The following is a 13,504-nucleotide window of genomic DNA, read 5'->3' as shown; positions in this document are numbered from 1 at the left end:
TATCGAACCGGTGGTTTCCCTCGGTCTGTTTCAACGCAGCAATTTTTCGAAAGGTGCACTGTGACTAATGCTGGTGATTGGGGGCTTCGGCCTTCCTTCGCTTTCCCCGGCGGCTCTGACCGCTTTAACGCAGACTTCTAGGGTTTTTCATGACGCGCTACATCTTCGTCACGGGCGGTGTTGTTTCTTCATTGGGGAAAGGCATTGCCTCGGCTTCATTGGCAGCCATCCTGGAGGCGCGGGGACTTAAGGTCACCATGCTGAAGCTGGACCCCTACATCAACGTTGATCCGGGCACCATGAGCCCGTTCCAGCACGGTGAAGTGTTCGTCACTCATGACGGCGCCGAAACCGACCTGGACTTGGGCCATTACGAGCGGTTTATCCGCACGACCATGACCCAGAACAACAACTTCACCACGGGTCGTGTTTACGAACACGTCCTGCGCAAGGAGCGCCGTGGTGATTACCTGGGTGCAACCATCCAGGTGATTCCGCACATCACCGACGAAATAAAACGTCGGATCATCAAGGGCGCCGGCGATGCCGACGTAGCGATGGTTGAGATTGGCGGCACTGTGGGTGACATTGAGTCGCAACCGTTCCTCGAAGCAATCCGTCAGTTGCGCATCGAAGTGGGCGCCAAGCGCGCCATGCTGATGCACCTGACTCTGGTTCCGTACATCGCCACTGCTGGCGAAACGAAAACCAAACCAACGCAGCACTCTGTTAAAGAATTGCGTTCCATCGGCCTGCAGCCAGACGTGCTGATCTGCCGCTCCGACCACCACGTCGATATCTCCTCGCGTCGCAAGATTGCGTTGTTCACCAACGTTGAAGAGCGTGCGGTGATTTCGCTGGAAGACGCCGACACCATCTACCGCATCCCGGGCATGCTGCACGCTCAGGGTCTGGATGATTTTGTTGTTGAGCGTTTCGGCCTGGAGTGCAACAGCGCTGACCTGTCCGAGTGGGAACAAGTGGTAGACGCCAAGCTCAACCCTGAGCACGAAGTCACCATCGCCATGGTTGGCAAGTACATGGAACTGCTGGACGCGTACAAGTCGCTGATTGAAGCGATGAGCCACGCCGGTATTTCCAACCGTACCAAGGTCAACCTGCGTTATATCGATTCTGAAGACATCGAAAACAAAGGCACTGAACTGCTGGAAGGTGCTGATGCCATTCTGGTTCCGGGCGGCTTCGGTCTGCGTGGCGTAGAAGGCAAGATCACCGCTGTTCAGTACGCTCGTGAGAACAAGGTGCCATACCTGGGCATCTGCCTGGGCATGCAAGTAGCGGTTATCGAGTTCGCACGTAACGTGCTGGGCTGGAAAGACGCCAACTCCACCGAGTTCGATCGCAGCAGCGGCCATCCGGTTGTGGGTCTGATCACCGAGTGGGAAGACGCTACCGGTGCAGTCGAAACCCGTACCGAAACGTCGGATCTGGGCGGCACCATGCGTCTGGGTGCTCAGGATTGCCAGCTGCAAGCCGGCTCCCTGGTTCACGACTGCTATGCCAAGGACGTGATCGTTGAACGTCACCGTCATCGCTATGAAGTGAACAACAACCTGCTGCCTGCACTGACTGAAGCTGGCCTGAAAGTGACCGGTCGTTCCGGTGACGGCGCACTGGTAGAAGTGGTTGAAGCTCCGGATCATCCTTGGTTCGTCGCTTGCCAGTTCCACCCGGAGTTCACCTCCACGCCACGTGATGGCCACCCGTTGTTCACCGGTTTCGTCAAGGCAGCACTGGCGCAACACGAAAAGAAGGCATAAATCAGCATGGCGCAAAAGATTATCCGTGTAGGCAATATCGAAATTGCCAACGACAAGCCAATGGTCTTGTTCGGTGGCATGAACGTGCTGGAAAGCCGTGATATGGCCATGCAGGTGTGCGAAGAGTACGTGCGGGTTACCGAAAAGCTCGGTATCCCTTACGTGTTCAAGGCCAGTTTCGACAAGGCTAACCGTTCATCTGTCAGCTCTTACCGTGGCCCTGGCCTGGAAGAGGGCATGCGGATTTTTCAGGACATCAAGGCTGCATTCGGTGTGCCGGTGATTACCGACGTCCACGAGCCTGCCCAGGCAGCCGTGGTCGCCGAAGTCTGCGACATCATCCAGTTGCCGGCTTTCCTGTCGCGTCAAACTGATCTGGTCGTGGCCATGGCCAAGACCGGTGCCGTGATCAACATCAAAAAAGCCCAATTCCTTGCACCTCAGGAGATGAAACATATCCTGAGCAAATGCGAAGAGGCGGGTAATGATCAGTTGATCCTCTGTGAACGTGGTTCCAGCTTTGGCTACAACAACCTTGTAGTCGACATGCTGGGCTTCGGCATCATGAAACAGTTCGAATACCCGGTATTTTTCGACGTGACCCACGCGCTGCAAATGCCTGGTGGTCGTGCCGATTCTGCCGGCGGTCGTCGTGCCCAGGTAACCGATCTGGCCAAGGCTGGCATCAGCCAGAGCCTGGCTGGTTTGTTCCTTGAGGCGCACCCGGATCCTGACAACGCCAAATGCGACGGCCCTTGTGCCTTGCGTCTGGACAAGCTTGAGCCGTTCCTGGCTCAGCTGAAGTCGCTGGATGAGTTGGTTAAAAGTTTTCCGACAATAGAAACCGCGTAACCCTCGTTTCTCCGGTAAAGTACCGCACGATTTCTCGGGCCTAAAAGGCCCGAGCCTTATCGTCCGCAAGGCTGCCCGTTATTTGACCCTTGCCGCCGATAACAAGATTTCCCTCAGCTGCGTCGTTTTCGTCAACTTTGGAGTGTTTACAACAATGGCAAAAATCGTCGACATCAAAGGTCGTGAAGTTCTCGACTCCCGTGGCAATCCCACTGTGGAAGCGGACGTGCTTCTCGACAACGGCATCATCGGCAGCGCTTGCGCGCCGTCCGGTGCATCCACCGGTTCCCGTGAAGCGCTGGAACTGCGTGATGGCGACAAGAGCCGTTACCTGGGCAAGGGCGTTCTGAAAGCCGTTGCCAACATCAACGGCCCTATTCGTGATTTGCTGCTGGGTAAAGACCCGGTTGACCAAAAGGCGCTGGACCACGCGATGATCGCGCTGGACGGTACTGAGAACAAAGGTTCCCTGGGCGCTAACGCCATTCTGGCCGTGTCTCTGGCTGCTGCCAAAGCCGCTGCCCAGGACCAGGACCTGCCGCTGTACGCGCACATCGCCAACCTGAACGGCACTCCGGGTGTTTACTCGATGCCGGTTCCGATGATGAACATCATCAACGGTGGCGAGCACGCAGATAACAACGTCGACATTCAAGAGTTCATGGTTCAGCCGGTTGGCGCCAAGACCTTCTCCGACGCGCTGCGCATGGGCACCGAAATCTTCCATCACCTCAAAGCTGTGCTCAAGGCCCGTGGCCTGAACACTGCCGTGGGCGACGAAGGCGGTTTCGCACCTAACCTGGCTTCCAACGAAGATGCACTGAAAGTGATCTCCGAAGCGGTCGCAAACGCGGGTTACACCCTGGGCACTGACGTGACCCTGGCTCTGGACTGTGCGGCCAGCGAGTTCTACGAAGATGGCAAGTACAACCTGTCGGGCGAAGGCCAGATCTTCAACTCCGAAGGTTTTGCTGAATACCTGAAAGGTTTGACTCAGCGCTATCCGATCATCTCCATCGAAGATGGCCTGGACGAGTCTGACTGGGATGGCTGGAAAATCCTGACCGATAAAATCGGTGAGAAAGTTCAGCTGGTAGGTGACGACCTGTTCGTAACCAACACCAAGATCCTGAAAGAAGGCATCGATAAAAAAATCGCCAACTCGATCCTGATCAAGTTCAACCAGATCGGCACCCTGACTGAAACACTGGAAGCTATCCAGATGGCCAAGGCCGCTGGTTACACTGCAGTGATTTCGCACCGTTCCGGCGAAACCGAAGACTCCACCATTGCCGATCTGGCAGTGGGTACTGCTGCAGGCCAGATCAAGACTGGCTCGCTGTGCCGTTCCGATCGCGTTTCCAAGTACAACCAACTGCTGCGTATCGAAGAGCAGTTGGGTGCAAAAGCCAAGTACAACGGCCGCAGCGAATTCCGCGGCTGAGTGTTGAATGGTAAAAAGACAGCAGATTGTGTCGGAAAATTCGCCAAGGTGAGGCTTTTGACATTAATCTGATGCTTATCAGTACAAGCCTGGTTCTTCCAGGCTTTGTACTATTAGTTGTTTACGTTTGTCGGCATGGCTGTCTTTTCACTGGATACCTGATATTCGATGCGCAGTCCCAATTGGTTGTTTCTCATCTTGCTCTTGCTGCTGGCTGCCCTACAGTATCGCCTGTGGGTGGGGAATGGCAGTTTGGCGCAGGTTACCGACCTGACCCAGCAAATCGCCGATCAGCGTGCTGAAAACGAGATCTTGCTGGAGCGTAACCGCGTGCTTGATGCGGAAGTGCTTGAGCTGAAAAAAGGCATGGAGACCGTTGAAGAGCGTGCTCGCCATGAGTTGGGCATGATCAAAGAGGGTGAAACCCTCTATCAGTTGGCCCAATGAGTTTTTCGTCACCGGCCTTCTGGGCCGTGATCCCTGCCGCGGGCGTTGGTGCCCGTATGGCCGCAGACCGTCCCAAGCAATATTTGCAGCTGGGCGGACTCAGTATTCTCGAACACAGCCTTGGCTGTTTTCTCGACCACCCGGGCCTCAAGGGGCTGGTGGTCAGTGTCGCTTCTGATGATCCCTTTTGGCCGACGTTGACTTGCGCCACAAACCCCCGCGTCGTTCGGGTGGACGGTGGGCGCGAGCGTGCGGACTCGGTGCTCAATGCGCTGCTGCACCTGCATGCACAAGGTGCGGCAGATGACGATTGGGTTTTGGTTCACGATGCGGCACGTCCAAACCTGTCACGCGAAGATCTGGACAAGCTGTTGAGCGAACTGGCTGACGACCCTGTGGGTGGTTTGCTGGCGGTTCCGGCGCGGGATACGCTCAAGCGCGTGGACAAAAATGGTCGCGCGGTTGAAACCATTGACCGTAGCTTGATCTGGCAGGCGTATACGCCGCAGATGTTCCGCTTGGGGGCCTTGCACCGAGCCTTGGCTGACAGTCTGGTGGCCGATGCGACCATCACCGACGAGTCTTCGGCGATGGAGTGGGCCGGCCTGGCCCCGCGTCTGATCGAAGGCCGTTCGGACAACATCAAGGTCACCCGCCCCGAAGATCTTGAGTGGTTGCGCTTGCGCTGGGCAAATCGCTGAAAATCAAAGCCCGTAAGCCTTTGTCGCTGACGAGGTACGAAGCGGCCACTGGATATTGAAGGACCTTCGGCCCTTTTCGCAGCCTTCGTTCCTTGTCAGTGGCTACAGGAGCGGCACTTCACCCCTGATACTCCTCCCGTCTGGCCAAACCTTCCTTCAGATAATCCACCAGCTTTCTGACTTTGGGCGATAAATGCCGCTGTTGCGGGTATAGCGCCCAAACCGCAGTGTTGGGCGGCTGGTGGGTGTCGAGCAAAGACACCAGTGCCCCGGTCTTCAGATGCTCAAGCACGTAATAGTCCGGTAACTGACAAAGCCCTACACCTTGGAGTGCTGCGTCCAATACCGCCTGCCCGCTGTTGCAGCGCCAATTACCTTGCACCCTTTGCGAAAATTCTCGCCCGTCCTGCTGCAATTGCCATAGATCCGAGCTGCCAATCAAACAGTTATGTCGACTCAGCTCCGACAGGCTGTGAGGGCGGCCATAATGTTCCAGATAAGAAGGCGACGCGCAGACATACATGCGTCTGGGCGCGAGCCGCGTGGCCACCAGCCTTGAGTCCTGCAAGCGCCCCAGCCGAATAGCCAGATCCAGGCTTTCATGCACCAGGTCCAGCGGTCGATTGCTGAGTTCTATATCGACCCGTAACTGCGGATACAGCCCCATAAAGCGCGTAACCAGCGGCACGATAAAACGCTCGCCATAGGCCACCGCACAGGTCATGCGTAGCATGCCTTTGGGTTCGCTGGCCAGATCACCGACCGCTCGAAGTGCTTCTTCGCGTCCGTCTTGCAGGCGCTGGCAATGTTGTAAAAAGGTTTGCCCGGCTTCGGTCAGCGTCACCTTTCGGGTACTGCGATAGAACAGGCGGGTTTGCAGGCGCTCTTCGAGGCGGGCCACCTGGCGACTGATGTGTGACGATGAAACCCCTAGGCGTTCCGCCGCTGCAGTGAATTGGCTGCACTCGGCCACGGCCACAAACTCGTCTATGCCTTCCCAGCGGTTTTCATTCACGGCTGATTATCCCTGTATGGCAATAATGTTTTGCTTTTGCCCGGATTATTAATCACTCAGCGCTGATTTACACTCGGCGTCTTGTTTTTACTTTGCTGGAGACGATCGATGATCAAGTCACGTGCTGCCGTAGCGTTCGAGGCCAAAAAGCCGCTGGAAATCGTAGAAGTTGACGTTGCCATGCCCAAGGCTGGCGAAGTGCTGCTGCGGGTTGTGGCGTCGGGCGTTTGCCATACGGATGCCTACACCTTGTCGGGCGCTGACCCGGAAGGCATCTTCCCGTCGATCCTGGGCCACGAAGGCGGCGCTATCGTCGAGGCAATCGGCGAGGGCGTGACCTCGGTTGCTGTCGGTGATCACGTGATCCCTCTGTACACGCCTGAGTGTCGCCAGTGCAAATTCTGCCTGTCTGGCAAAACCAACCTGTGTCAGGCGATTCGCGCTACCCAGGGTAAAGGCCTGATGCCAGACGGTACTACGCGCTTCTCCTACAAGGGGCAGCCGATTTTCCATTACATGGGGACTTCGACCTTCTCGGAGTACACCGTACTGCCGGAAATATCGGTGGCGAAAATTCAGAAAGATGCACCACTGGAGAAGGTTTGCCTGCTGGGTTGCGGCGTGACCACTGGTATTGGTGCGGTGCTCAATACGGCCAAGGTCAAGCCGGGTGACACGGTGGCCATCTTCGGTCTGGGCGGCATTGGTCTGTCTGCGATAATCGGCGCGGTTAAAGCCAAGGCGGCGCGCATCATTGCCATCGACATCAACCCGGCCAAGTTTGAAATCGCCCGGCAGTTAGGTGCCACTGATTGCGTGAACCCGAAAGACTTCGATCGTCCGATTCAGGAAGTGATCGTCGACATGACCGACGGCGGTGTCGACTTCTCCTTTGAGTGCATCGGCAATGTGCACCTGATGCGTGCGGCACTGGAGTGCTGCCACAAGGGTTGGGGCGAGTCCGTGATCATCGGTGTGGCCGGTGCCGGTCAGGAAATCTCCACCCGTCCGTTCCAGCTAGTGACCGGTCGCGTCTGGCGCGGTTCGGCATTTGGCGGCGTGCGCGGTCGTACTGAGTTGCCAAGCTATGTCGACATGGCGCAAAGCGGCGAGATCCCGCTGGATACCTTCATCACCCACACCATGGGCCTGGAAGATATCAACAAGGCATTTGACCTGATGCACGAAGGCAAAAGCATCCGTGCGGTCATCCACTTCTGAGGTCGACCATGAGCCTGGAAAACCTGTCCTGCCAGAAAAGTTTCGGTGGCTGGCATAAACGCTACAAGCACCACTCTGAGGTGCTTGGCTGCGACATGGTATTTGCCGTGTACTTGCCACCCCAGGCCGAGCAGGGCGCAAAGCTGCCGGTGCTGTACTGGCTGTCTGGCCTGACCTGTAACGATGAAAACTTCATGCATAAGGCCGGTGCGATGAAGATGGCCGCCGAACTGGGGCTGATTATCGTCGCACCGGACACCAGCCCCCGTGGCGAAGGTGTGCCGGATGATCCGCAGGGCGCCTGGGATTTCGGTCTGGGTGCGGGCTTTTACCTGAATGCGACTCAAGAGCCTTGGGCCAAGCATTATCGGATGCACGATTATGTGGTGCAGGAATTGCCAGCGTTGGTAGAGGCTCATTTCCCGGCTTCGCAAAAGCGAGGCATCAGCGGGCACTCGATGGGCGGGCACGGGGCGTTGGTCTGTGCGCTGCGCAACCCGGGGCGCTATCAGTCGGTGTCAGCGTTTGCGCCGATCAGCAATCCCATGGACTGCCCGTGGGGGCAAAAGGCGTTCTCCCATTATTTGGGTGAGGAGCGTGCGCGCTGGCGTGAGTGGGATGCGAGTGTGTTGATGGCGGAGGCGCGTGAAAAGCTGCCGCTGTTGGTTGATCAAGGTGACCGGGATGATTTTTTGGCGGTTCAGCTCAAGCCTGAAGTGCTGCAACAGGCTGCCAGGATGGCCGACTACCCGTTGACCTTGCGCTTGCAGCCGGGCTACGACCATAGCTATTTCTTCATCGCCAGTTTTATCGACGACCACTTGCGTCATCACGCCAATGCGCTGAGTTGCTAATAGCGCCCAATGTTGGTCAAAGTAGGTAGAATCACGCCCTGACTTAATCGGGGCGTTTTTTTATGCGTATTGGCCACGGCTATGATGTGCACTGTTTTGCTGAAGGCGATTTCATAACGTTGGGCGGCGTGCGGATCTCCCATAAATTCGGGCTGTTGGCCCACTCTGATGGCGATGTCTTGTTGCACGCCCTCAGCGATGCCTTGCTGGGTGCTGCCGCACTGGGCGACATCGGCAAGCATTTTCCGGACACCGATCCGACTTTCAAGGGCGCTGACAGCCGCGTCCTGTTGCGTCATGTCGTGGGTCTGATCCATGCCAAGGGCTGGAAAGTCGGTAATGTCGACAACACCATTATTGCTCAGGCGCCGAAAATGGCACCGCATATTGAAACGATGCGTGCGCTGATTGCGGCGGATCTAGAGGTTGATTTGGACCAGGTAAACGTAAAGGCCACTACTACCGAGAAACTCGGTTTCGTTGGGCGTGAAGAAGGTATCGCGGTGCATTCCATCGCGTTGTTGGTTCGCGCATGAACGAGTTTGAGTTGCTGGGCCCGCGAGCCTACGGCGAAGCCTTGGGCACAGCGGTGCTCAAAGCCACGGCAGAGGATTTCCAGGTCGACGAAGTACTGGATATCCCGCTGTCCGGAGACGGCGAGCACCTATGGTTGTGGGTCGAAAAACGCGGTCTGAACACCGAAGAAGCAGCCCGGCGCATTGCCAAGGCGGCGGGCGTGCCTTTGCGCACGGTCAGCTACGCGGGCCTCAAGGACCGTCAGGCGCTGACCCGCCAGTGGTTCAGCGTGCAGTTGCCGGGCAAGGCAGACCCTGACTTGTCGGGCGCAGAAAACGACACGCTGAAAATTCTCAAAACCTCACGCCACAAACGCAAATTGCAGCGTGGGGCCCATGCGGCCAACGGTTTCACCTTGCGCCTGACGCAAATGGCCGGGGACAAAGACGCACTGGAACAGCGCCTTCAGCTGATAGCCAGGCAGGGCGTGCCGAACTACTTCGGTACCCAGCGTTTCGGCTGGCAGGGCGGCAACCTTGGCGAGGCCCGTGACTATGCTGCGCGCAAGGCCTTGCCTGAGCAGCGCAACGTTCGTTCGCGGTTGCTGTCCACCGCCCGCAGCTATCTGTTCAATCAGGTGCTGGCGGCGCGGGTGGCCGATGGCAGCTGGCAGCGGGCACAGGTCGGCGATTTGCTGGCCTTTACCGACAGCCGCAGTTTTTTTCCGGCTGGCGAGGCCGAGTGCAGCGACCCGCGTCTGGCCATTCTCGACCTCCACCCCACCGGTCCGCAGTGGGGTGAAGGCGAATCACCGACCACCGGCGTGACCCACGCGCTGGAGCAGTCCATCGCAGAGCGCGAAGCGGCACTGCGTGACTGGCTGGTCCGGGCCGGCATGAGCCATGAGCGCCGCATCCTGCGACTGCCCATTGGCCGGTTGACGTGGCATTATCCGGAGCCTGACATTCTGCAACTGGAATTTGTTTTGCCGGCCGGATGCTTCGCCACTGTCCTGGTGCGAGAGCTTGTTGATCTGGTGCCGTTGGATCAAACGGAAAGCCTATGCGTATTCTGATTTCAAATGATGATGGGGTGACTGCCCCGGGCCTGGCTGCGCTCTATGGCGCATTGGCCGATTACGCCGAGTGCGTGGTCATTGCGCCCGAGCAGGACAAAAGCGGAGCGAGCAGCTCGCTGACGCTGGACCGTCCCTTGCATCCGAACACCTTGGCCAATGGCTTTATCAGCATCAATGGCACACCCACCGATTGCGTGCACCTGGGCCTTCACGGCTTGCTGGAGCAGCAGCCGGACATGGTGGTATCAGGCATAAACCTGGGCGCCAATCTGGGTGATGACGTGTTGTATTCCGGCACTGTGGCGGCGGCACTTGAGGGGCGCTTTCTGGATCGTCCTTCATTTGCCTTTTCGCTGGTGTCGCGCCAGGTGGACAACTTGCCGACTGCAGCGTTTTTTGCCCGTAAGCTGCTTGAAGCCCACGCATCGCTGGACTTGCCGCCGCGTACGGTCCTCAATGTGAACATACCTAACTTGCCGCTCGAGAAAATTCGCGGCATTCAACTGACCCGCCTGGGGCATCGCGCACGCGCAGCTGCGCCGGTTCGGGTGGTTGATCCACGGGGCAGGGCCGGCTACTGGATTGCTGCGGCAGGTGACGCCGAGGACGGCGGGCCGGGTACGGATTTCCATGCGGTGATGCAGGGGTATGTCTCGATCACGCCGCTGCAACTGGATCGCACCTTTGGTGATGGCTTCAAAAACCTCAATAGCTGGCTGGAGGGCATGGGCTAATGGCACGCGAGCAGGATGGCATGATGCACCGCGGCATTGGCATGACTTCAGAGCGCACTCGTGAGCGGCTGATTCAGCGCCTGCGTGAAGAGGGCATCGTTAACCAGAACGTGCTTGAGGTCATTCGTCGTACACCACGGCATTTGTTCGTGGATGAGGCCCTGGCCCATCGGGCCTACGAAGACACCGCGCTGCCGATCGGTAATAACCAGACCATTTCCCAGCCTTACATGGTGGCGCGCATGAGCGAGCTGCTGCTTGAGGACGGGCCGCTGGATAAGGTGATGGAGATCGGCACCGGCTCGGGTTATCAAACGGCCGTACTCTCGCAGCTGGTTGAGCGGATTTTTTCGGTAGAGCGCATCAAGGTGCTGCAAGACCGGGCCAAAGAGCGGCTGCTTGAACTCAACCTGCGCAACGTGGTGTTCCGCTGGGGCGATGGCTGGGAAGGCTGGCCCGCGCTGGCACCTTACAACGGCATTATCGTAACGGCAGTGGCCACCGATGTACCTCAGGCATTGCTGGATCAGCTGGCTCCCGGTGGGCGCCTGGTGATCCCGGTGGGCTCGGGCGAGGTGCAGCAACTGATGTTGATCGTGCGCGAAGAGCACGGTTTTGCCAGGCGGGTGATCGGCAATGTGCGCTTCGTGCCGCTGCTCAACGGGCCGCTGGCCTGATCCTTTGTCCAGATACGGGTGAATTATGGGGTCGGGCGCAGGTCATATTGCGCAACGGCAAGACCCTGCCCATTGCCTGACAGCGTCAAGATTGGGCTTTGCAGTCTGTAAAAGCCCTGTAGCCAGTTATACTTGCGTCAATTCATGGCCAGTTCTGGCGTTCAACTATTTAGCCATCTTCAAAGGGAGCGGCGGGTGAGTCTCACAGTCATTGCGCAGCGTATGGGTACCAAAAGCTATCAGAGACTGGTGGCCGGTCTATTCCTGAGTGCCACACTGGCTTTGCTGGCAGCGTGTTCCAGCACCCCGAAAAATGGCGTAAACGTCGTTGACCGTAACGGGGTGGCCCAGCGGCCGGCAGTGACCACGGGCCAGTACGTCGTGCGTCGTGGCGATACGCTGTTCTCAATTGCCTTTCGCTACGGCTGGGACTGGAAGGCTTTGGCGGCACGAAACAATATCGCGGCTCCGTTCACTATTGTCCCAGGTCAAACAATCCGCTTCGACGGACGCGCTGGAACCAAGCCTGAAGGTGGCACGACAACGACCGTAGTCTCGTCTTCCTCGGGCAGCAAAACGACAGTTATCAAGCGTTCAGGCGCCGCAACTACAGCGCCTGCGGCGGTTGCACCCCTGCCGGCAGGGCCTGCACCCAAGGGGTGGGGATGGCCCTCTGATGGCATTCTGATAGGCAAATTTTCTTCAAACGGTAGTTTGAATAAAGGTATTGATATCGCCGGAGATTTGGGACAGCCTGTTTTAGCTGCGTCTGATGGTTCGGTTGTTTACGCTGGCAGTGGATTGAGGGGCTACGGCGAACTGGTAATCATCAAACACAGTGATACCTACGTCAGTGCTTACGGACATAACCGTAGGCTGTTGGTTCGGGAGGGGCAGCAGGTCAAGGTCGGACAGACAATTGCCGAAATGGGGTCAACTGGTACAGACCGGGTGAAACTTCACTTTGAGATTCGCCGCCAAGGTAAACCTGTAGATCCATTGCAATTCCTTCCTCGCCGTTGATCGGTTACCAGCCTGTTCCTGATGTGGATAAGGAACAGGCTCCAGCGTTGCCAAGGACTTGGGCGATGCTTGAGCTTGAGGTCGAACTCACCAAAGGACTATAGCAATGGCTCTCAACAAAGAAGCGCCGGGGTTTGACATCGACGATGAGGTGCTCCTTATGGACTCCAACATCGATAGCGACTTGATGTCAGAAGAAGACGAGTCACCCCCTACAGCTCGAACCAAGTCCAAAAAAGCACCTGCAACAAAACAGCACAAGTACATTGACTACACACGGGCGCTAGACGCGACCCAGCTGTACCTCAATGAAATTGGCTTCTCCCCGTTGCTCTCACCCGCAGAAGAAGTTCACTTTGCACGCTTGTCGCAAAGTGGAGATCCGGCCGGGCGCAAGCGCATGATTGAAAGTAACTTGCGACTGGTGGTGAAAATCGCCCGGCGCTATGTCAATCGTGGGCTCTCGCTGCTGGACCTGATCGAAGAGGGCAACCTGGGGCTGATCCGGGCCGTCGAGAAATTTGACCCCGAACGTGGGTTCCGCTTCTCGACTTACGCCACCTGGTGGATCCGGCAAACGATTGAACGGGCGATCATGAATCAGACCCGCACCATCCGTTTACCGATCCATGTGGTCAAAGAGCTCAACGTCTATCTGCGGGCTGCACGTGAACTCACGCAAAAGCTCGATCACGAACCCTCCCCTGAAGAAATCGCCAATCTGCTCGAGAAGCCAGTCTCCGAAGTCAAGCGCATGCTTGGGCTCAATGAACGGGTGTCTTCGGTAGACGTTTCCTTGGGCCCTGACTCTGACAAAACACTGCTCGATACCCTGACTGACGACCGGCCTACAGATCCTTGTGAGCTGCTTCAGGACGATGACTTGTCGCAGAGCATTGACCAGTGGTTGTCCGAGCTTACTGACAAGCAGCGCGAAGTGGTGATACGCCGTTTCGGGTTGCGGGGTCATGAAAGCAGTACCCTTGAAGACGTGGGGCTGGAAATTGGCCTGACACGTGAACGCGTGCGCCAGATCCAGGTCGAGGGGCTCAAGCGTCTGCGAGAGATTCTTGAGCGCAACGGTCTGTCGAGCGAGTCGCTGTTCCAATAACGCGGGATGTGTCGGCTAAAAACCCCGAGCGATTCGGGGTTTTTTGTGCG

Annotated in this window: 14 protein-coding genes; 13 read left to right on the top strand and 1 reads right to left on the bottom strand. The window is 57.4% G+C overall.

Going from position 1 to position 13,504, the window contains the following annotated elements:
- The first annotated feature begins 149 nt into the window (after positions 1-149).
- From BLW11_RS22275 to ispD, 5 genes are all read left to right on the top strand, one after another.
- Positions 150-1,781: a CTP synthase gene (locus BLW11_RS22275; protein ID WP_048359893.1), complete on the top strand. Its 1,632-nt coding sequence runs from the start codon at positions 150-152 to the stop codon at positions 1,779-1,781.
- A gap of 6 nt (positions 1,782-1,787) precedes the next feature.
- The gene (kdsA, locus tag BLW11_RS22270; RefSeq protein ID WP_048359892.1) at positions 1,788-2,633 is read left to right on the top strand and encodes a 3-deoxy-8-phosphooctulonate synthase; all 846 of its coding nucleotides are present in this window, start codon (positions 1,788-1,790) and stop codon (positions 2,631-2,633) included.
- Between the two features lie 154 nt (positions 2,634-2,787).
- Positions 2,788-4,077, top strand: a complete 1,290-nt coding sequence (gene eno / locus BLW11_RS22265) for a phosphopyruvate hydratase (protein WP_048359891.1) — start codon at positions 2,788-2,790, stop codon at positions 4,075-4,077.
- 168 nt (positions 4,078-4,245) lie between these two features.
- Complete coding sequence (gene ftsB, locus BLW11_RS22260; RefSeq protein ID WP_048359890.1) at positions 4,246-4,524, top strand: cell division protein FtsB; 279 nt, start codon at positions 4,246-4,248, stop codon at positions 4,522-4,524.
- Positions 4,521-5,225 carry a 2-C-methyl-D-erythritol 4-phosphate cytidylyltransferase gene (gene ispD, locus BLW11_RS22255; RefSeq protein WP_048359889.1) on the top strand — a complete coding sequence of 235 codons (705 nt, stop codon included), beginning with the start codon at positions 4,521-4,523 and terminating at the stop codon, positions 5,223-5,225. Before ftsB ends, ispD begins: the two co-directional genes overlap by 4 nt.
- Before the next feature lie 118 nt (positions 5,226-5,343).
- Here ispD and BLW11_RS22250 read toward each other — a convergent pair whose 3' ends face one another.
- The gene (locus BLW11_RS22250; protein ID WP_048359888.1) at positions 5,344-6,240 is read right to left on the bottom strand and encodes a LysR substrate-binding domain-containing protein; all 897 of its coding nucleotides are present in this window, start codon (positions 6,238-6,240) and stop codon (positions 5,344-5,346) included.
- A 108-nt stretch (positions 6,241-6,348) separates the two neighbouring features.
- On the opposite strand from BLW11_RS22250, the gene BLW11_RS22245 reads away from it, so the two are divergent.
- The 8 genes from BLW11_RS22245 to rpoS all read left to right on the top strand — a co-directional run bounded on the left by BLW11_RS22245 (position 6,349) and on the right by rpoS (position 13,454).
- Positions 6,349-7,461 (top strand): S-(hydroxymethyl)glutathione dehydrogenase/class III alcohol dehydrogenase, encoded by a 1,113-nt coding sequence (locus BLW11_RS22245; protein ID WP_048359887.1) that lies wholly within the window; start codon positions 6,349-6,351, stop codon positions 7,459-7,461.
- Positions 7,462-7,469: 8 nt separating this feature from the next.
- Positions 7,470-8,315 carry an S-formylglutathione hydrolase gene (gene fghA / locus BLW11_RS22240; protein ID WP_048359886.1) on the top strand — a complete coding sequence of 282 codons (846 nt, stop codon included), beginning with the start codon at positions 7,470-7,472 and terminating at the stop codon, positions 8,313-8,315.
- Between the two features lie 62 nt (positions 8,316-8,377).
- Positions 8,378-8,851 (top strand): 2-C-methyl-D-erythritol 2,4-cyclodiphosphate synthase, encoded by a 474-nt coding sequence (ispF, locus tag BLW11_RS22235; protein WP_048359885.1) that lies wholly within the window; start codon positions 8,378-8,380, stop codon positions 8,849-8,851.
- Positions 8,848-9,906, top strand: a complete 1,059-nt coding sequence (gene truD / locus BLW11_RS22230; protein WP_048359884.1) for a tRNA pseudouridine(13) synthase TruD — start codon at positions 8,848-8,850, stop codon at positions 9,904-9,906. The genes ispF and truD overlap by 4 nt, the downstream gene beginning before the upstream one ends.
- Positions 9,894-10,643: a 5'/3'-nucleotidase SurE gene (surE, locus tag BLW11_RS22225; protein WP_048359883.1), complete on the top strand. Its 750-nt coding sequence runs from the start codon at positions 9,894-9,896 to the stop codon at positions 10,641-10,643. Before truD ends, surE begins: the two co-directional genes overlap by 13 nt.
- A gap of 41 nt (positions 10,644-10,684) precedes the next feature.
- Positions 10,685-11,320 (top strand): protein-L-isoaspartate(D-aspartate) O-methyltransferase, encoded by a 636-nt coding sequence (locus BLW11_RS22220; protein WP_193790183.1) that lies wholly within the window; start codon positions 10,685-10,687, stop codon positions 11,318-11,320.
- A gap of 195 nt (positions 11,321-11,515) precedes the next feature.
- A complete protein-coding gene (locus tag BLW11_RS22215; RefSeq protein WP_048359881.1) occupies positions 11,516-12,343 on the top strand; it encodes a peptidoglycan DD-metalloendopeptidase family protein in 828 nt (275 codons plus the stop codon).
- A 106-nt stretch (positions 12,344-12,449) separates the two neighbouring features.
- Complete coding sequence (gene rpoS / locus BLW11_RS22210; protein WP_048359880.1) at positions 12,450-13,454, top strand: RNA polymerase sigma factor RpoS; 1,005 nt, start codon at positions 12,450-12,452, stop codon at positions 13,452-13,454.
- Positions 13,455-13,504: the final 50 nt, after the last annotated feature.

Source organism: Pseudomonas deceptionensis (assembly GCF_900106095.1).
In the GTDB taxonomy this organism is placed as follows: Bacteria; Pseudomonadota; Gammaproteobacteria; order Pseudomonadales; family Pseudomonadaceae; genus Aquipseudomonas; species Aquipseudomonas deceptionensis.
Note: the sequence above shows the minus strand (reverse complement) of the source record. Positions and strands in the feature narration are given on the sequence as shown.

Coding starts and splice junctions, on each gene's coding strand:
- BLW11_RS22275 (WP_048359893.1), top strand. CDS start 150: ATGACGCGCTACATCTTCGTCACGGGCGGTGTTGTTTCTTCATTGGGG.
- kdsA (WP_048359892.1), top strand. CDS start 1,788: ATGGCGCAAAAGATTATCCGTGTAGGCAATATCGAAATTGCCAACGAC.
- eno (WP_048359891.1), top strand. CDS start 2,788: ATGGCAAAAATCGTCGACATCAAAGGTCGTGAAGTTCTCGACTCCCGT.
- ftsB (WP_048359890.1), top strand. CDS start 4,246: ATGCGCAGTCCCAATTGGTTGTTTCTCATCTTGCTCTTGCTGCTGGCT.
- ispD (WP_048359889.1), top strand. CDS start 4,521: ATGAGTTTTTCGTCACCGGCCTTCTGGGCCGTGATCCCTGCCGCGGGC.
- BLW11_RS22245 (WP_048359887.1), top strand. CDS start 6,349: ATGATCAAGTCACGTGCTGCCGTAGCGTTCGAGGCCAAAAAGCCGCTG.
- fghA (WP_048359886.1), top strand. CDS start 7,470: ATGAGCCTGGAAAACCTGTCCTGCCAGAAAAGTTTCGGTGGCTGGCAT.
- ispF (WP_048359885.1), top strand. CDS start 8,378: ATGCGTATTGGCCACGGCTATGATGTGCACTGTTTTGCTGAAGGCGAT.
- truD (WP_048359884.1), top strand. CDS start 8,848: ATGAACGAGTTTGAGTTGCTGGGCCCGCGAGCCTACGGCGAAGCCTTG.
- surE (WP_048359883.1), top strand. CDS start 9,894: ATGCGTATTCTGATTTCAAATGATGATGGGGTGACTGCCCCGGGCCTG.
- BLW11_RS22220 (WP_193790183.1), top strand. CDS start 10,685: ATGACTTCAGAGCGCACTCGTGAGCGGCTGATTCAGCGCCTGCGTGAA.
- rpoS (WP_048359880.1), top strand. CDS start 12,450: ATGGCTCTCAACAAAGAAGCGCCGGGGTTTGACATCGACGATGAGGTG.